Here is an 18,541-nt window from a genome sequence, read left to right on the forward strand (position 1 = left end):
TCTCTTCCATCCGAGAAGTCGCCGTATTCCAAAATGATCCGTTGTAGGCCGCCAGCTTCCTGTTTTAGAAGCTGCCGGCTTTTGTTTTTGATCAAGAGTAAGGGTAGTTAGACGAATGTAGGTCAGTAGGTAGGATAAATGCTCACAAGCTAACCATACTTCATAATACCGATTGAAAACTGTGCACATTTCTCTATCTAAACGACCGTACAATCCCTATCTCGTTGAGTCTTCACTTCGTTTTATAATGAAAGCGTAAACAAATATTGAACATCAGAATAAAGGGGAATCGAATTAGATGAGAACAAATTGGTCCATGAAAAGCAAACGGTTGACGAAGCGTCTGGCCGTGCTGTCCATGTCTGCCTTGATGGTTGCAACCCTCGCGGCATGTGGAGACTCTTCCAATCCTCCTACTGCAGAGGAAGCAGGCAAATATGAGGTAACACCGGGAGATCCGTTCAGTGCTTATAAAGACGAAATTACAGTAACCATGGGACGGGTAACCACAGCCAACCCAAAACTGCCGGCTGGTGATACCTATGAGAACAACGCATATACTCGGCTGGTCAAAGACACGTTTAACGCTCAGATTACAGATCAATTTGAAGCCAATGGCGAAGATTATAGCCGTCAAGTTTCGCTCGCTATCGCATCCGGGGAATTGCCTGATATGATGCGCGTTGATTCCAAAGATGAACTGAAAGAACTGGTGGATAATGACCTGATTGAGGATCTGACAGCCATTTACGATCAATATGCTACGGATAACATCAAGCAGATGTACGATTCCTATGATGGACGTGCCTTAGACAATGCGACGATCGATGGACGTTTGATGGGCCTTCCGGCAACTTCTCTGGATTCCGCACCAACGATGGTTTGGGTCCGTCAAGATTGGCTGGATCTGCTGGGGATTCAACTGGATGCAGATGGAGACGGCGCCATTTCACTGGATGAAGTGGAGAAGACCGCACTGGAATTCCTGAAAAGAGATCCTGGCCAATCCGGAAACCCGGTAGGTGTTCCATTTGTGAACACGATGAATACAACAGATTATAATGGCTCTGCGTATACCATGATGGGTGTTGCCTCAACCGAGGGAGCCTTCCCGCAATATTGGATGAATGGTGAAGACGGCAAAATTGTGTATGGTTCCACGACAGAAGAAACGAAGAAGATGCTGGGCATCATGGCGGATTGGTTCAAGAATGGTATCATTGACCCGCAATTTGGAACCCGCACGTTTGACGATATTACCGCACTCTACGCCAATGGCCAAAGCGGTATTGCCTTTGGACCGTGGCATATCCCTGACTGGGGACTGATTAGCGCGAAGCAGATGGATAAAAATGCGAAATTCTCGGCTTATACGCTGGAGGATGCAAACGGCAAGGTCAACGTGGCGCATGCCAATCCATCCAATCAGTTTATCGTGGTGAGAAAGGGATATGAACACCCTGAACTGGCCGTTAAGATTCTTAACCTGTTCTACGATAAACTGGCCAATGATAAAGATGCCGCAACAACCATGCCGGAAGCTGCCAAATATCAGGAGACCGGGGTAGACGGATCTACGAGACCTTTTAATATCGAAGTCAATTCGGCTACATCGCTGCTGGATGATTACTCTGACGTTGTTCGCGGAATCAAAGGAGAAATTTCCCTGGATGAGGTTCGCACTACCGAATCGAAGAACAATATCGGAAGCATCAAAACCTATTTGAGTGACATGGATACGGATGATGTAACTGCTTGGTCCAAATATCATTCGCGGATCAACGGAGTGGGACTGATCGACAAACTGACACAGGAAAACAAATTTGTATGGATGACACCTGTTTTCTCTGGCACTACGCCAAGCATGAAACAGACGTGGGCCAATCTGACGAAGTTGGAACAGGAATCGTTTATTAAAATTGTAACGGGTTCAGAACCGCTCGATTACTTCGATACATTCGTGAGTAACTGGAAGAAACAGGGTGGTGATCAAGTCATTCAGGAAATTGAAGACGAGATCGCATCCAAACAATAAACATCCATGAACAGGAGCAGGGCTGCGATACGCAGCCTTTCTTCAACGAAAGGGGTTCATCCATGAAACAGGGGAATTCGAGAGCAAGGGGTCGACTCGGCCCAGGTGCCATGTACCATATGATGATGCTGCCGGGTATTTTGTTTTTGCTTGTATTCAGCTATGTTCCAATGGTTGGCATTATTACGGCTTTTCAGGACTATATCCCAGCCAAGGGCATGTTCGGCTCCGAATTTGTAGGGCTGAAGCATTTTATTTATATGTTCAAGCTGCCGGATATCACGCAGGTCGTCAGCAATACGTTGGTGATTGCGATTGGCAAAATTCTGCTCGGAACGATGATGGCCATCATTTTTTCCGTTTTATTAAATGAAATTCGTATCAAATACGTGAAAAAATCCGTGCAGACGATTGTTTATCTGCCGCACTTTCTATCCTGGGTTGTACTGGCATCCGTTGTGGTCAACATGTTCAGTCTGGACGGAATTGTGAATCAAATGTTGGCGTTCTTTGGCTTGGAAAATATTAATTTCCTAGGCAGCAACACCTGGTTCCAGCCACTGATTATAGGAACAGACGTCTGGAAGGAGTTTGGTTACAGTTCCATCGTCTATTTGGCTGCGATTACGTCGATAGATCCAGGTCTGTATGAGGCGGCAGGAATGGATGGAGCCAGTTGGTGGAGAAAAGTGTGGCATATTACGTTGCCAGGCATGCTGCCTATTATTCTGCTCATGGGCGTAATGAGCCTGACCAACATTTTGAGCGCCGGTTTCGATCAAATCTATAATTTGTATAACCCGGTCGTCTATGAGTCGGGCGATATTCTAGATACTTATGTCTATCGGATCGGTCTCGTTGGGCGACAGTATAGCTTCGGTACAGCTGTTGGTTTGTTCAAGTCCGTAATCGGCATTGTTTTGCTCTTGTCTGCCAACCAGTTGGCCAAAAAATATACGGACAGAAAAATATTCTAAGGAGGCCAAACCTGTGTCCTATTCTGCAAACTTCAAAGATCGAATTGGCCGGTTTGTCATCTATGCCATCGTCATCATGCTGGCATTGGTCTGCCTTCTTCCGTTATGGAATATCGTCGCCATTTCATTCAGCAGTAGCGAGGCGGTATCAGCGAATGCAGTAGGTCTCGTTCCGGTCAATTTTACAACAGCAGCGTATACCAAAATTATTGATGATGCACAGTTCTGGCGTTCCTTTGGCATATCTGTTCTACGTGTCGCGCTTACCCTTGTGCTTAACATGATTCTGATTATTTTGATGGCTTATCCGTTATCCAAATCGAAAAGGGAATTTAAAGGCAGAAACATTTATATGAATGTGATGATTTTTGCCATGTTGTTTAGTGGAGGCATGATTCCGAGTTACCTGCTGATCAAAAACCTGGATATGCTGAATACGATATGGGCACTGGTACTGCCAGGCGCTGTCCCAATATTCAGTGTCATCCTTGTGATGAATTTCTTCTCCGCTGTACCTAAAGCGCTTGAAGAAGCCGCGTTCATCGATGGGGCCAATCCGCTTCAGGTCTTGTTCAAAGTATATGTTCCCGTGTCCATTCCTGCACTGGCGACAGTCGCCTTATTCAGTATCGTGGGTACATGGAATGACTTCTTCAGCGGTTTGATCTATATGACCAAAGTCAGCAATTATCCGCTCATGACCTATATTCAGTCCCTTAACGTGAATATTGCCGATTTGCTTCAAGCCGGCACGAATTCCAGTGAACTCAGCAACCTGACTGAAATTTCGAACAAAAACCTGAATGCGGCCAAAATCGTAGTCGCTGTCATCCCGCTATTGCTGATTTATCCGCTGCTGCAAAAATACTTTGTGACTGGCATTGTCGTAGGATCGGTCAAAGAATAACCTTAGGGAGGTAGAATGGAACATGGAAAATAAAAAATGGTGGAAAGAAACCGTTGTATATCAAATATATCCACGCAGCTTTCAAGATCGTAACGGAGATGGAATCGGCGATTTGAAAGGTATTGTGTCCCGATTGGATTATTTGCAGGAACTCGGCATTGGTGCGATCTGGTTATCACCTGTTTGCAAGTCCCCTCAAGATGATTACGGTTATGATATTTCAGATTATCAGGATATCGATCCGATGTTTGGGACTTTGGAAGATATGGAAACGTTAATTCATGAAGCCGGGATACGAAACATTCGGATCATTATGGATTTGGTGCTGAACCATACGTCGGATGAACACCCCTGGTTTCAAGAAGCCAAAAAAGGCAAAGACAATCCGTACCATGACTACTACGTCTGGAGAGATGGCGTTGAAGGAACGCCTCCGAACGACTTGGGGTCCACATTCGGTGGTTCAGCCTGGGAATGGGTGCCTGAGATCGGGCAATATTATTTACATCTATTTTCCGTAAAACAGCCAGATCTCAACTGGGAAAACCCCAAAGTCCGGCAGGAGATATACAACATGATCAATTGGTGGATTGACAAGGGTGTTGGTGGTTTTCGACTTGACGTGATCGACTTAATTGGTAAAGAACCGGATTTGAAGATTACGGGAAACGGACCTAATCTGCATAAATATATCAGGGAACTAAGCAAAGCAACGTTTCAAAAGGCGGAAGACCTGCTAACCGTTGGAGAAACATGGGGGGCCACTCCGGAGATCGCCAAACTGTACAGTAACCCTGACGGCAGTGAGTTTTCAATGGTATTTCAATTTGAACACATCGGCTTGGATGAACAGGAAGGCAAAGGAAAGTGGGATCTCAAGCCTTTAGATGTGATGACATTAAAAAAAGTGCTGTCCAAGTGGCAGACGGAGCTCAAGGGCGACGCCTGGAACAGTTTGTTCTGGAACAACCACGACTTGCCTCGAATCGTATCACGTTGGGGGAATGATGGAGAATTCAGGGTCGAATCGGCTAAAATGTTGGCTACCCTCCTTCATGGCATGCAAGGTACGCCTTACATTTATCAGGGTGAAGAATTGGGTATGACGAATATTCAATATGCGATCGAAGATTATCGGGACATAGAATTGCTTAATTTTTATAAGGAAAGAATGGAGAAAGGTTATCCTGAACAAAGCGTGATGGAGTCGATCTACGCCAAGGGACGTGATAATGCACGCACACCTATGCAATGGGATGCTTCCGATAACTCGGGTTTTACACGAGGGGAACCTTGGCTTAAGGTGAATCCGAATTATAAGCATATCCATGCGGAGCAATGTTTGAATGACCCTGAATCCATATTCCATTATTACCGGAAGTTAATTCAATTACGAAAAGAACATGAAGTCATTGTATATGGTGATTATGAGCTGATCTTTCCAGAGAACCCCGACGTGTTTGCTTATACCCGAACGCTGAATGATACTACAATTCTAGTCGTATGCAATTTCCAGGGATATACGACCGAACTCCTGCTTCAGGAACAATCGACAGAGACGAATAAGCTTTTGATATCCAATTATTCAGATGTTACATCGGAGCGTGAATTGCGTCCATACGAAGCAAGAATGTACCTTATCCATGATTAAAGCATAATACTTAAATATAGTTAAGTCCTTAAGAAAGAAGGATTGTATTCAATGAAAAGAGTATGGTGGAAAGAAGCAGTAGCTTATCAAATCTATCCAAGAAGTTTTATGGATTCCAACGGAGATGGGCTTGGTGACATTAAGGGAATCATTTCAAAACTCGATTATATTCAAGAGCTAGGCATTGATCTGATATGGATCTGCCCAATGTATAAGTCACCCAACGACGATAATGGTTATGACATCAGCGATTACTGTTCCATTATGGATGAATTCGGTACGATGGCGGACTTTGATCAATTACTGCATGAAGTTCATCACCGGGGCATGAAACTCATCATGGATTTGGTGATCAATCATACAAGTGACGAACACCCGTGGTTTATTGAATCCAGAGCTTCCCTGGATAACCCCAAACGAGATTGGTACATCTGGAGAGATGGGAAGAACGGAGAAGAACCGAATAACTGGGAGAGCATCTTTGGCGGTTCTGCTTGGGAATATGATGAAGTCTCCGGACAGTACTTTCTCCATTTGTTCTCCAAAAAACAACCGGACTTGAATTGGGCAAATGAAGAAGTTAGGAAATCCATTTATGAAATGATGAATTGGTGGCTGGATAAAGGGATTGACGGTTTCCGTGTCGATGCCATCAGCCATATTCACAAAGAAGAGGGCCTCTTGGACATGCCAATCAGAGAAGGCTTCAAATACATCTCTTCTTTTGAAAAACATATGAATGTCAAAGGAATCCAGCGTTATCTGCAAGAAATGAAAGAAAACACATTATCCAGATATGACGTCGTGACTGTTGGCGAAGCGAATGGAGTAAAGGTTGAGGACCAGGAAGATCTGCTGGATTGGATCTGTGAAGTCAGAGGAAAATTTAATATGGTCTTCCAATTCGAACACCTTGACCTTTGGAAAAATAGCACGGACAGGCAACTTGATGTTCCCAAATTGAAAAGCGTCTTGACCAAGTGGCAAAAATCACTGGAAGGTGTCGGCTGGAATGCTTTGTTTATTGAAAATCATGATCAACCCCGCAAAGTTTCGTCCTGGGGAAATGATACGGAGTATTGGTATGAAAGTGCCACAGCACTTGGAGCCATGTACTTTTTCATGCAAGGCACCCCTTTCATATATCAGGGGCAAGAGATAGGCATGACAAACGTGGCTTACCCTTCCATAGAAGATTATAACGACATAGCCGATCGGAATTTATATCAGATCAAACGAGAAGAGGGGATGTCGCATGAGGAAATCATGAACATTATCTGGGCTTCAAGTCGCGATAACTCCAGAACACCGATGCAGTGGTCTTCGGCCAAACAGGCCGGATTTACCACCGGTACGCCATGGCTAAAGGTGAATGACAATTACGTCAATATTAATGTTGAGAGTCAACTTCAGGAACCACGTTCCATCCTTCACTTTTACAAACAAATGATTCAGCTGCGAAAAGAGCACGATACGTTGACTTATGGTATTTATGAGCTTCTTATGCCGGATCATCCGAGTATATTTGCATATACACGTACACTGGCAGACCAACAGGTGCTGGTAGTAATCAATCTTACTGAACACATCGTGGAGCTTGAGGAAGATGAGCTTAGCCTCAACCTCTCAGAGATCTGGCTTACCAACTATGAGAATGGCATGCTGCCACTGGTGTTGCGACCATTTGAAACAATCGTTGGTTTAAGCGATAAAGTATAAGTAAGATACGTAAAAAGGCAAAAGGCGCCTATATCATTTTCTGAATGATATAGGCCCCTTTTATTGTTGTGTAACTACATGAAAATCATCTGCGAATATTCGTTTTATTGATGGAGAACGTCAGCGTATTCGGAGATACGTTCGAAACGTCCCTTGGCAAAAGGGCATAAAGGTAAAATCTTAATACCGTTTTCCCGCGCGTATTCCACCATCGCTTTGATAAGTTTATCGCCAAGCCCTTGTCCGCGGTATGCATTTTCGACCAATGTGTGATCAATAATGTATAGCTCCGGACTTGAGATTACATACGTCATCACCGCAGCAATGTCACCGTTATCTTGAATAAGAAATCTTTTATTCGCAGGTTCATGTTCTACGTTATTCATGTCCATCCACTTCCTTTGTTGAATATTCACCGTCCAGAAGCTTATACGTCAATGCTCCGCTTGGACATGTGTCAATATGCCGGGCAATGGCCTCCGAAGTGTCACCATCAGGATCAACCCAAGGACGTTTGCTTAAATCAAAAACACCAGGGAGGCCCTTTACGCAAATACCGGAATGAATGCAGACATCCGAATTAAACATTACCTCGATCTCTTTACCGTAGTAAAACTTCTGTTTAATCATAATTCCTTCACATCTTTCAATTTTGAGTTTGTTTAGAGATCAAGATCCATTCTTCGAAAGCTGTCAGAATTCTGCCCCAATAGTGAAGCGTGGATCGCCGTCTGATTCTCCAGTTAATTTCATTCATTATATCGTGAATGCTGACGATGAGAACTTTCGAATCCGACATCATAAGGCATATGGCAAGCAGTGTCTGCTTGGCTCTCGATGTCCGAATTATAATGAGGAATCGTTGATAAGTCAACGTGCCGAATCTCCTAATACTTTGGCGCAAGGTCGTTGGATGCATAATCGTCTCATGTAGTAAAGTGAAGCATAAACGGATCTTCACCTAATGTCTTTATTCGCTAATAGATAGCTATCTTGTCCTAGCGTTGATGAAGCACGAACGGTCTTTGAAATGCGCAGGGTCCTTCCCGCTGGAGGTTCTGATCCGGGAGGAGCACCAGGCTAGCCATGATGGCGATGTCGTTGGTGCTTTGGATGTCACGGTAGATATACAACTTAAGCTGGCAGAACTATTGGATAACTATTACTACTATCATTTTCTGGAGGAGTTGATCTCGCTCACCTCGGTAATCATTGTCCTGTACGGGACAAATCAGAGCTTCTGCCATGATCATGTAGACTTGCTAGCTGCTATTCTGCAGCAAGACGGGGAACTGGCGGCCCGCATTATGACAGAACACCTCTGGCAAATCGAACGTTCTCTGAATTTTACAGAAACGGTGCCCAATGTCCTAAATTTTAAAGAGATCTTTCAGAAGTGAATTTTTTGGGATAGGATTGTATCCAATTTTGGATTCTAAACGCCCTGAAAATGCGTCTAAAGGAGTGGAGAGATTTGAACAAACGGGTCGTTCATGCTGGGATTATTGGTGGTACCATCGTCTGTGCTAAGCGCTTTCGTAAGTGGAGATAACGAGGAGGCAACGGCTGAAAGTGGCAAAAACGTTACGATAGCGCTTCTGCGCCTGATGCTGTTAAATCTGCTCTTCCTGTTCCGCAGGTTGCTAGAAGCAAAGGAGGACAATAGCTGTCCCCGGGTTGGATCGTCTACAATGCCTGTTGTGACGACTTCACCCCGTAACAAGCGTTCCTGATTCTAGATTTATATTTACATATACGCAGTTTTTGAAATTGAAAGCATGTTGAGAAAAATAAACATGATGGAACATCATCAATAAAACTTTTCCCGGAATTTAATCAGGGGAGAGGTCGCCGGTACCGGAGCTGCGTATAGCCCCGTGTTGTCTGTGTTGTATCTGACCATTATATGTAGTGGATCAAACTTAAGATCATCCTTTACACCTGCTATTTATTCTTAGGATTAATGTCATATCATAAGTGAGAACCGCCCGCTGTTGGCTGTTGACCAGTGGGCTAAGTCGTCCATAGAGGTAGACCTATGGTCTACATTAATATGTTATGTAAGCATGAATATGTTATGTAAGCATGCATAATTTGTGCAGTATAAAATAAAAAAACTATCAGCATCAAGCCAATAGGTTACAAAACACAAAAGTGAAATTAGTCCGAAACAACAAGTCCATCAAAGTTCTCAGGGCCTACACGGATCGTACCCAGCGAGTTGGAGCTAACGAATGCGGTATAGGTCAATTGTGGTAAGAGTGGTGGATTAAAATCGTCGCCGGAGAATGTGATCACTTGTGGTGCTAGTACACTCAAACTGAATGTAGACGTTGCGGAATAAATGACCGGGTCAGTTGGCAAGGTTCCTCTTACAACGGTAATAGTAATCCCTACAAGAGCTAATGGCAGTTGTACAGAAACTGTTCCCTTAAATTGCACTCTGAGATTGGCGCCAGCACCTGCAGTTTGCAAACCGATTTGACCAAACAACTGCGGCGTATTAATAACCAAAATTGGTATTGCAATCGAGTTTGCTAAACTCGAATTTTGTGATGTTCTTGCATTAAGAAACGTTGTCATGGAATATACCTCCTATAGTTGGGGTAGGATAGTATATTCAAAGGCTGTTAGTATGCATGGACACCTTGCCATTAACGAAAAAAAGGCTCCACCAGCTTTATGCCAGTGGAGCGCTTAATTTTCTCTAAGACATTCTGTTCAGTATAGTGTTTAACAAACCCTTTATAATCGCTTTGGAGGGAATACTTAATCTTACGACTATTATCACCCTATATCATGGATGTTTATTGCAAAAACGGTCGATATAATCGGAACATCGCCCAGGTTCATCTTCCATTACAAAATGACCAGCTTTGGGAATGACATGTAGACAGGCATGGGGAATATCCTGGACAAGCCTCTTTGCGTAAGCGAGGGGCTGCCATTCATCTTCCTCCCCCCATAAAATTTGAACAGGAACTTTCAGCTTGGGTAAATCTGTTTGATAGGATTCAGTATATTTTGCATTATAGTGAGCTACCTGATGGGAGAAAAAAGAGGCTTTCCCCAATGAACCTGTATGGGGTGCCAGATATGCATCCAGTGTATCACCTGTCATAAGATCTTTATTATAAACTGCCATGGGTAATTGTTTCTTTAGCATGGTATCAAAATCAGCACGGGGCATTCGTTCAACCTGTTCGAGCTGTTCTTCAATAATTTTCTTCCAGGTTGGTGAGGGCCACGAATCATAGCTGGGCATGTTGAGTAACGTAAGCGATTGTACACGCTCAGGCTGTTCCAGGGCCAGTTGGACTCCAACAATTCCACCTAAATCGTGGGCTGCGACATGTAAACGATCCATCCCAAGTTCGTTTAAAAGCTGACTGAACAGCGTATATTGTGCTGCCACAGAAGTATCTGCTTCGAGTGGTCTTTCGGATGCTCCATATCCAAGAAGGTCATGAACGTAGACTTTATATCCTTTTTTAACCAAAGAGGGTATTACTTTTCTCCATTCATAGCTATAAGACGGTGTTCCATGAAGGAGCCATATGGGAGAGCCTTCTCCGTATTGTTCATAAGCGATTCGATATCCATTAATCAACATGGATGACGTTGCTGCTGTTTGCATGGTGATTACTCCCTTCTATAAACGATTGAGATTAAATTAGCTCTCATTGAGTTACATTGAATATAAACGTTTGCGTTATATTAGTAAAATTGATACTTTAAATGAAAATAATCAGTTTTAATGATGGTAAAAAGAAGGGAGCCAATGATGGAAATACGTCATTTGGTCACATTTATTGCGATTGTGGAACACGAGGGATTTACCAAAGCTGCTGAGCATCTTGGATACGCGCAATCTACAATTACATTGCATATCAAGGCGTTGGAAGAGGAAATTAATTACCCTTTATTTGATCGAATCGGTAAGCGGGTTATTTTAACGGAAACTGGGAGAAAATTGTTACCACATGCCCAAAAAATGCTTGAACTGTATCATATGATTAAGGAAGTGACTGCTGCGCAAGGGGAATTAACGGGTAATATCGTGATCAGTATTGGGGAAACGTTGTTGATCTATCGTTTTCCCCCTATTATTGAAGAGTTCAAAAAATTGCATCCTCATGTCAATATAGAATGGCACCAATTAGATTCCATATATTATAAAGAGAATTTGATGCAGGGTAAAAGTGATATTTCCTTCATGCTCGGGACAGAGGTGCATGACCCCAATCTGTACAGTGAGAAATTGGCTGAAGAGCCCATGATGCTGTTGTATCCCAATTCATTTGAGCTACAACAGGACATTGTGCGAAGCAATTTACTTTTTACCGAAAGAGGTTGTGGGTATCGCACATTGTTTGAACAGTGCATTGAGGAATATCAGATTGGGATTACTTCCAATATTGAATTCTGGAGTATCGAAGCTGTGAAACAGTCCATATTGAGTGGGATGGGCATATCCTTGTTACCTCGGATTACGGTTGAGAGGGAGCTGATGGAAGGAAAACTTTCAGGTCAGCAGTACAAACAGAATCTAGCTACGCAGTTGTTATATCCCAAAAACAAGTGGATCTCTCCCCAAGTAGAAGCTTTTATTGAAATCGTTAGAAAGCATGCTTCCCTCTGGTAAGAAATGAGGAAGCTTTATACAAAATAATTTAACTAGCATTCAAAGTGACAAAACAGCGCAGTGGGATAAATTTTGCGCTACGCTTCCTGTCTCAAGGGGGTTCTGACACCATTAAAAAGAACGTATTCAAATTTCGAAGTGAGGGTAAGGGCTAAAAATGGATTGTACTTGGAGGTAAACAGTGTTACTCTAAAAGTCTGTGTTCAACAAGACATTTAATAATAGTCACCATTTTAGTTATAAAGAAAGGTAACACTATGATAAAAGTTGATAACTTATCCTTCTCATTTCCGCAAAAAGAACTATATAAAAACATTTCATTTACGTTTGAAGAAGGCCAACATTGCGCTTTTATCGGAACAAGTGGCAGTGGGAAAAGTACACTGATCGATATCCTGATGGATCCGGAAAGATATTTGTTCGAGGGCAAGTTAGAGATAGACCCGAATTGCAGAATCGGGTATGTCAGTCAATTTTCGCAAGTCGACAAAACGAAAGAAATGACCGTCTTTGAATATATCGGAGAAGAATTTATCAAGATACAAGATGAAATCACAGCGATTTATGCTGAAATGGAAACCACATCGGATATGGATTCGCTGCTGGAAAAGGTTCAATTGGCTTTGGATGCCTTCGAGGCGATGGATGGGGATAATTACGAAAACACCATTAATAAGCAGCTAAACCTGGCCAACCTCATGAAGCTAAAAGACCTTGATATATCCGAATTAAGCGGCGGGGAATTCAAACTTATTCAAGTGATGAAGGAAATGCTGAATCGTCCAGACTTCATGATCATGGACGAACCCGATGTATTTTTAGACTTTGAAAACCTAAATGCACTTAAAAAATTGATTAATTCTCACAAGGGCATGCTGCTCGTTGTTACGCACAACCGATATCTATTGAATCATTGTTTCAACAAAATCATACACCTTGAAAACACGGAGATCCAAGAGTTTGACGGGCGATACATCGATTATAACTTCTCGCTGCTTCAGACTAAGATCGAGCTGCAAGAAATCGCGGTTGCTGAAGCTGAAGAAATTGAGAGATACGACCACATCATCGACAATCTTAGAGAGATCGCCACGTATAATTCGGAAGCCTCCAGAGGCAGAGCGTTAAAAGCCAGAGTCAGGTTTCAAGAGCGATTGGAAGCACGTCGGATAAAAGAACCATTTGTCGATATCAAGCAGCCGAATATCAGTTTTGGTATCGATAAGGAAATGGAAGACTCCGTTGTGGTTAACGTCAATAATTATAGCGTTTCCTTTGACGAGTTGCTTTTGGAAAATGTGAACTTTGAGATCAAATCGACAGATAAAGTAGCCCTGATCGGTCCAAACGGTACCGGGAAAACGACTTTGCTACGAGAGATTTTTAAAAATAACCATGCTTCAATTGAAATAAATGCAGATGTCAACGTGGCTTATTTATCTCAGGTTCAAGGCGAAATGCTAAAAGATTCGAATACCATATTAGATGAATTCATAGATGCCGGGTTTAAAACTTATGATGAGATTAGATCGTATCTTTCAAACTATGGCTTTGAAGGAGAAATCCTTGATCAAAAGATCGAATCTTTATCTGGCGGAGAAAAAAACATGCTTCAATTGGCTAAAGTTGCTGCCAGTCAAGCGAACGTATTACTTCTTGATGAACCGACAAGCCATTTGGATATCTATACACAAATCGCATTGGAGAAAGCTATTGAGGACTACAAAGGTGCGATTCTCATGATTTCTCATGATTTCTATTCTGTTGTAAATGGGATGGATTATGTTTTAATTATTGAGGACAAAACGATTAGTAAAATGAGTATAGAAGAATTTAGACAGATGATTTATTCGAGTCATTTTGATGAAGACTATCTAGAAACGGAACAAAAGAAAAAAGCAGTTGAAATGAAAATAGAATTGGCTCTGAAAGATACTAATTTTGAACTTGCAAAAGGTTTGGTTGATGAGCTAGAAGAGCTAATTAAGTTGCTTTGAAATTAAAGAACTAACGTGAATTAGTTCGAATTCAAGAAAATTTCCCCATTAAAGTCGCTATTTTTAGCGGCTTTTTTTGTTGCCGGGAGGGTTACCGACTTCATTATTTCGGAATGCAAAATGGTGATGAGTCCTCTTGGTAAAAAACACCTCGAATAACTCCATAATCTTAGATGCAAAATTTATAAAACGGGGTGAACTGTATGAGGAAAACAGGGAAACAGATGTTAGCTTCGATCTTATTAATGATCATGCTTATCGGATGCCAGAACTCGAAACCTAAAGAACAGGATTTGATGCGGATAAACTCCACAAATGGAGAAAATGCGAAGAAAGTCATCTTCCTGATGGTGGACTCTTTGATGTATCAGGCGATCGACCAAGGAATCAGTAAACAGGAACTTCCTGCATTCAAATTCCTGATCGAACACGGACAATATTATAAAAATTTGGTCAGTTCTTTTCCCACGATGTCCGTCACGATCGACAGCTCGTTGATTACTGGTGCATATTCAGACATTCACCGTGTGCCGGGCCTAACTTGGTATTCTGCGGACAACAAGAAAATGATCAATTACGGAACGGGACCCATGGAAGTACTAAAACTAGGAGTTAGTCCAGTTATGACTGATGCATTATTCCATTTGAATGAAAGTCATTTGAACAAGGATATTCCCACGATTTATGAGGACTTGGCTCGGCAAGGGTTAAAGTCTGGTTCGATCAACGGGCTGATATACAGAGGGGCGTCCGCTCATAAGTTGTCGATACCTGATTGGATTCAAGCTGCTGCTTCCTTACCAAAAGAAATCAATGTTAAAGGTCCGGATTTCCTGTCCCTGGGTGCATTGTCTAATCCGTTTCAAGGTATTAAAAACATGCCGGATGGCCTAACGAATCGGATGGGTATCAATAATCATTTCGCTATTGAAGCTGTGAAATATTTGGTTCAATCCAATAGATTGCCGGATTTTTTATTTGTCTATTTGCCGGATTTAGACCGGGAGTTACATAAAGAAGGCCCTACGGGCCTACATGGAGTCAAAGAGTTGGATCAACAACTTCAATCTGTTTTGGAGTCATTCGGGTCTCCGGAGAAAGCCTTACATCATGCCAACTTTATCATTGCAGGCGACAGCGGGATGACCCGTATTCTGCCTGCCGAACAGAATCCGGTGATTGATCTGCCTTCCTTGCTTGGAGATGCCAAAATTTTGCGTCCTGGTGAAGCTGTATCGAAGGAGACTGAGATCATTCTTGCCGTCAATGAAACGATAGCCTATGTATATTCATTAAATGTAGATCGTTCCCTGAGAGATACGGCGAACCTTTTAAGGAAAGACCCACGCATCGATTTAATCTCTTGGAAAGAAAAGGATTGGAATTATGCCTTTCAAGGATCAACAGCCAATCAGATCAAATTTAAAACAGGAGGCAACCTGACAGACCCATACGACCAATCATGGACGGTCGAACAGGACGAAGAGGTGTTAGATTTAAACTTAAATATGGCTACACACTCATTGAGTTTCGATCAGTATCCCGATGTTCTGAAACGATTGTCAAGCGCGCTCCGTTCACATCAAGGCGAATTTTTGGTTGTCACAGCAAAACCAGGGTATGAATTTACTGGTGGTAGCTCACCAACGCACAAGGGAGGAGGCGGTCACGGTTCGATTCGTAAAATGGAATCCCTTGTCCCCTTGATAATCAGTGGTACAGATCAAAAGCCTGAATATTTACGTATGGTCGATTTAAAAGCTTATCTTCTAAACCTTTTGACTAAAAAAAATCAAGGAATACAGTAGGCGAAAAGAGTAGGCATTTTCAAATTCCCTTTTGAATGACTGGTAACAGTGATGAAAAACCAATGTTTAAGGTTAAATATTATGTCACGATGGAGGTCATCGCTTCTTGAAATTTGAACTAGGACGTTGCTTATTGAATGAACGATTGAGTGAATACGGAAAGTCAGCAGAGTGGCTGGCAAAAGAGTTACTTTTTAAACCGGAACGAATTTTCGACTTTATTGAAAACAAAAGAGTGATGCCCCTCAAAATTGCCATATCGATTGCCGATTCCATCGGCTGCGATGTTCGTACCTTGTATGAACTAATTCCGGAAAAGACTAACAGGAAAATGTAATGACGTTGGGGATCCAGTTTAACCATCCATAGTTGTGTTATTGGAATTTTATCCTGCTTGGTTGGCGTTACCGAGGGAACAACGCAGAATACATGCAGCAGGACTATTCTTACCTCAGTTATTATTATGGTCATTTTCACTACGCTCGTTGCACCACCATTATTAAAGATTCTATTTGGAGTTCTGGAGAAAAAACTGAGTCATTAGATTATCTAAGGGAGCTGAATTTAAACAGGAGGGACGTACATGGTTGCGAAAACGTACCTTTTCTCTACTCACCTGAAAAAAGCGGGTGGACAGAGCGCTGTGCAGTTTCTTCTGTTTAACTTAGGCATATAGCGTGATACAGCAATATAAGCACAAAGCAGTAACTGCAAACAATATGATAGAGTTAATCCAGATATATAAAGCCGTATTCTTGACGAGTCATACTCGTCAAAAATACGGCTATTCATTTTGCAGATTAATCAGCAAATATGATTGCTGTGAATATGAGCGCTAGATAATGCAGGCTCGCTAATTTGGATCAACGCTTATAAACTATATTTTCAATGTGCATTTGTAAACCATCTGGTTGTCCAATAAAGAAGTAAGAGTTGATAAACTTAATAAAAAGCTGTCATCTCCAATTAATTTATAAAAAAATGTGCAAATGTAAAGTTTAAAAGTTAAAAAACAAAAAAATATGTGCATTAAACAGAAAATACTTTGACAAATGCACTTCGTAGGATTATTTTGTTAATAGAGATGAGTTTTATAACTCTTCTAAGCAATTATCTTCCAATCTGGTTGTTAAGTTAGTTGAAATACTTCTATTCAGATTTCAGAAAATTAGATGGAGAGTGATTAACATTAAAGAATTACATTTATCAGGAGATATGAGCAGTAGAAAAGAATCAGAGAATATTTTTTTCAAGAATAGATACAGGCCGCAATTACATTATTCGCCTAAGAAAAATTGGATGAACGACCCCAACGGTATGGTTTACTATGAAGGAGAATATCACCTTTTCTACCAACATACGCCTCATGATACTAAACCTGATTTTGGCAGCATGCATTGGGGGCATGCGGTAAGCAAGGATTTAGTGCATTGGGAGGAACTTCCTCCGGCCATTCTTCCTGGTGAAGATGGAGCAATCTTCTCGGGAAGTGCGGTGGTCGATAAAAACAATACAAGCGGATTTTTCAACGAAAACGGATCAGGATTGGTTACCATTTATACTAATGATGGCAACAATGCTCAGAACGGAAAACCGCAGGTGCAAAGCATTGCTTATAGCAGGGATAAGGGACGAACCTGGACAAAATATGAAGGTAACCCCGTATTATTCCCAACGAAAACGCTAGATTTCCGTGATCCGAAGGTATTTTGGCATGATGAATCCTCAATGTGGGTAATGGTTCTTGCTGTAAAGAACCGTGTCGAATTTTACATCTCACCGAATCTGAAGGAATGGTCTTATGCAAGCGAATTCGGTTCCGACATTGCTGGTATTCACCGAGGAGTATTTGAGTGTCCTGAGGTATTTCAAATTCAAGTAGATGAGGAACCTGATGTTACTAAGTGGATTCTGATACTAAGCGTCGGGGACAGAAATGGTGTGAATCCAAAGGATCCAGAACCACCGGCTGGCGGTTCCGGTATGATGTATTTCATAGGGAACTTTGATGGCAGGTCATTCACACCAGATGATACGTTGGAATCTAAAGATGCTATCAGATGGATAGATTATGGATCTGACTTTTACGCGGCTGTTACATGGGACGGCATTCCGAAAGAAGACGGGCGAAAGATTTGGGTCGGCTGGATGAACAACTGGCGTTATGCCTCGACTCTTCCTTCAAAGGAATGGCGTGGCCACATGTCCATCCCTCGAGAGATTCAGCTTAAGACATATCCGGAAGGAATTCGCTTAATTCAAGTACCTATAGATGAGCTAAGTCAACTTAGAAGACCGATTATGTCTCTGCAAGATTTAACGATTAAGCCAGGTATCAACGTCTTATCTGATATTTCTACTGCAAAGGCCGAAATTATTGCGGAATTTGAAATCGGTACTGCAGAAGAATTTGGGTTCAAGGTAAGAACATCTGCCAATCAGGAGACAATCATCGGATACAGTATCTTGAAAAAGGAGTTGTTTGTTGATCGGACAAAGTCGAACGACACGGATTTCCATCCTGACTTTGCTGCAAAACACAAGGCCCCCATGAAGCCAGAGCATGAACGAATACAATTGAGCATTTACGTTGATTGGTCCAGTGTCGAGGTCTTCGGCAATAAAGGAAAAGTAATCGTTTCAGACATGATTTTCCCCGACTTGGAAAGTAGAGGATTAGAACTCTATACTCTGGGCGGAGAACTAAAGGTCGTTTCGCTTCAAATCAATGAGCTTGTAAGCATTTGGGGAAATGAATGCGTTTAGAGTAAAGGCAAAGCTGTGGATTATCATACATCTCAT

The 18,541-nt window shown here is 42.1% G+C and carries 16 protein-coding genes; 12 read left to right on the forward strand and 4 right to left on the reverse strand.

From position 1 onward, the window contains the following. The first annotated feature begins 298 nt into the window (after positions 1–298). From AC1S8V_RS15515 to AC1S8V_RS15535, 5 genes are all read left to right on the forward strand, one after another. Entirely contained in the window at positions 299–2,035 is a 1,737-nt protein-coding gene (locus AC1S8V_RS15515; protein WP_482069780.1) for a type 2 periplasmic-binding domain-containing protein, read from the forward strand. 62 nt (positions 2,036–2,097) lie between these two features. Then, positions 2,098–3,012 carry an ABC transporter permease gene (locus AC1S8V_RS15520; RefSeq protein ID WP_482069781.1) on the forward strand — a complete coding sequence of 305 codons (915 nt, stop codon included), beginning with the start codon at positions 2,098–2,100 and terminating at the stop codon, positions 3,010–3,012. Positions 3,013–3,025: 13 nt separating this feature from the next. Continuing rightward, on the forward strand, positions 3,026–3,919 hold the full coding sequence (locus tag AC1S8V_RS15525) for a carbohydrate ABC transporter permease (RefSeq protein ID WP_482069782.1): 894 nt from the start codon (positions 3,026–3,028) through the stop codon (positions 3,917–3,919). 22 nt (positions 3,920–3,941) lie between these two features. Beyond that, a complete protein-coding gene (locus tag AC1S8V_RS15530; RefSeq protein ID WP_482069783.1) occupies positions 3,942–5,570 on the forward strand; it encodes a glycoside hydrolase family 13 protein in 1,629 nt (542 codons plus the stop codon). A 51-nt stretch (positions 5,571–5,621) separates the two neighbouring features. Continuing rightward, on the forward strand, positions 5,622–7,289 hold the full coding sequence (locus tag AC1S8V_RS15535; protein WP_482069784.1) for a glycoside hydrolase family 13 protein: 1,668 nt from the start codon (positions 5,622–5,624) through the stop codon (positions 7,287–7,289). A gap of 104 nt (positions 7,290–7,393) precedes the next feature. Here the strand turns inward: AC1S8V_RS15535 and AC1S8V_RS15540 are convergent, their stop codons facing one another. Beyond that, the gene (locus tag AC1S8V_RS15540; protein ID WP_482069785.1) at positions 7,394–7,675 is read right to left on the reverse strand and encodes a GNAT family N-acetyltransferase; all 282 of its coding nucleotides are present in this window, start codon (positions 7,673–7,675) and stop codon (positions 7,394–7,396) included. Next, positions 7,668–7,919, reverse strand: coding sequence for a (4Fe-4S)-binding protein (locus AC1S8V_RS15545; RefSeq protein WP_482069786.1), 252 nt, complete (start codon positions 7,917–7,919; stop codon positions 7,668–7,670). Before AC1S8V_RS15545 ends, AC1S8V_RS15540 begins: the two co-directional genes overlap by 8 nt. A gap of 377 nt (positions 7,920–8,296) precedes the next feature. Between AC1S8V_RS15545 and AC1S8V_RS15550 the strand changes: the two genes are divergently transcribed. Both AC1S8V_RS15550 and AC1S8V_RS15555 read left to right on the forward strand, forming a co-directional pair. Continuing rightward, positions 8,297–8,689: an FCD domain-containing protein gene (locus AC1S8V_RS15550; protein WP_482069787.1), complete on the forward strand. Its 393-nt coding sequence runs from the start codon at positions 8,297–8,299 to the stop codon at positions 8,687–8,689. Positions 8,690–8,782: 93 nt separating this feature from the next. After that, positions 8,783–9,022: a hypothetical protein gene (locus tag AC1S8V_RS15555; protein WP_482069788.1), complete on the forward strand. Its 240-nt coding sequence runs from the start codon at positions 8,783–8,785 to the stop codon at positions 9,020–9,022. 427 nt (positions 9,023–9,449) lie between these two features. Here the strand turns inward: AC1S8V_RS15555 and AC1S8V_RS15560 are convergent, their stop codons facing one another. Both AC1S8V_RS15560 and AC1S8V_RS15565 read right to left on the reverse strand, forming a co-directional pair. After that, complete coding sequence (locus AC1S8V_RS15560; RefSeq protein ID WP_482069789.1) at positions 9,450–9,872, reverse strand: hypothetical protein; 423 nt, start codon at positions 9,870–9,872, stop codon at positions 9,450–9,452. A 214-nt stretch (positions 9,873–10,086) separates the two neighbouring features. Continuing rightward, a complete protein-coding gene (locus AC1S8V_RS15565; protein ID WP_482069790.1) occupies positions 10,087–10,926 on the reverse strand; it encodes an alpha/beta fold hydrolase in 840 nt (279 codons plus the stop codon). A gap of 144 nt (positions 10,927–11,070) precedes the next feature. Here AC1S8V_RS15565 and AC1S8V_RS15570 point away from each other — a divergent pair, with 144 nt between their 5' ends. From AC1S8V_RS15570 to AC1S8V_RS15590, 5 genes are all read left to right on the forward strand, one after another. Continuing rightward, positions 11,071–11,934, forward strand: a complete 864-nt coding sequence (locus tag AC1S8V_RS15570; RefSeq protein WP_482069791.1) for a LysR family transcriptional regulator — start codon at positions 11,071–11,073, stop codon at positions 11,932–11,934. A 257-nt stretch (positions 11,935–12,191) separates the two neighbouring features. Beyond that, complete coding sequence (locus tag AC1S8V_RS15575) at positions 12,192–13,931, forward strand: ABC-F family ATP-binding cassette domain-containing protein (protein WP_482069792.1); 1,740 nt, start codon at positions 12,192–12,194, stop codon at positions 13,929–13,931. Between the two features lie 245 nt (positions 13,932–14,176). Beyond that, complete coding sequence (locus tag AC1S8V_RS15580; RefSeq protein WP_482069793.1) at positions 14,177–15,739, forward strand: alkaline phosphatase family protein; 1,563 nt, start codon at positions 14,177–14,179, stop codon at positions 15,737–15,739. 106 nt (positions 15,740–15,845) lie between these two features. Beyond that, positions 15,846–16,076, forward strand: a complete 231-nt coding sequence (locus tag AC1S8V_RS15585; RefSeq protein WP_482069794.1) for an XRE family transcriptional regulator — start codon at positions 15,846–15,848, stop codon at positions 16,074–16,076. 842 nt (positions 16,077–16,918) lie between these two features. Beyond that, the gene (locus tag AC1S8V_RS15590) at positions 16,919–18,505 is read left to right on the forward strand and encodes a glycoside hydrolase family 32 protein (RefSeq protein ID WP_482069795.1); all 1,587 of its coding nucleotides are present in this window, start codon (positions 16,919–16,921) and stop codon (positions 18,503–18,505) included. Positions 18,506–18,541 lie beyond the last annotated feature (36 nt).

Source organism: Paenibacillus sp. B46(2026) (genome assembly GCF_056786355.1).

Bases quoted from the DNA above. Each gene is read 5' to 3' on its own strand.
- AC1S8V_RS15570 (WP_482069791.1), top strand. From the start codon at position 11,071: ATGATGGAAATACGTCATTTGGTCACATTTATTGCGATTGTGGAACAC.
- AC1S8V_RS15545 (WP_482069786.1), bottom strand. From the start codon at position 7,919: ATGATTAAACAGAAGTTTTACTACGGTAAAGAGATCGAGGTAATGTTT.
- AC1S8V_RS15565 (WP_482069790.1), bottom strand. From the start codon at position 10,926: ATGCAAACAGCAGCAACGTCATCCATGTTGATTAATGGATATCGAATC.
- AC1S8V_RS15520 (WP_482069781.1), top strand. From the start codon at position 2,098: ATGAAACAGGGGAATTCGAGAGCAAGGGGTCGACTCGGCCCAGGTGCC.
- AC1S8V_RS15530 (WP_482069783.1), top strand. From the start codon at position 3,942: ATGGAAAATAAAAAATGGTGGAAAGAAACCGTTGTATATCAAATATAT.
- AC1S8V_RS15575 (WP_482069792.1), top strand. From the start codon at position 12,192: ATGATAAAAGTTGATAACTTATCCTTCTCATTTCCGCAAAAAGAACTA.
- AC1S8V_RS15560 (WP_482069789.1), bottom strand. From the start codon at position 9,872: ATGACAACGTTTCTTAATGCAAGAACATCACAAAATTCGAGTTTAGCA.
- AC1S8V_RS15550 (WP_482069787.1), top strand. From the start codon at position 8,297: ATGAAGCACGAACGGTCTTTGAAATGCGCAGGGTCCTTCCCGCTGGAG.
- AC1S8V_RS15580 (WP_482069793.1), top strand. From the start codon at position 14,177: ATGATCATGCTTATCGGATGCCAGAACTCGAAACCTAAAGAACAGGAT.
- AC1S8V_RS15555 (WP_482069788.1), top strand. From the start codon at position 8,783: ATGCTGGGATTATTGGTGGTACCATCGTCTGTGCTAAGCGCTTTCGTA.
- AC1S8V_RS15515 (WP_482069780.1), top strand. From the start codon at position 299: ATGAGAACAAATTGGTCCATGAAAAGCAAACGGTTGACGAAGCGTCTG.
- AC1S8V_RS15540 (WP_482069785.1), bottom strand. From the start codon at position 7,675: ATGAATAACGTAGAACATGAACCTGCGAATAAAAGATTTCTTATTCAA.
- AC1S8V_RS15535 (WP_482069784.1), top strand. From the start codon at position 5,622: ATGAAAAGAGTATGGTGGAAAGAAGCAGTAGCTTATCAAATCTATCCA.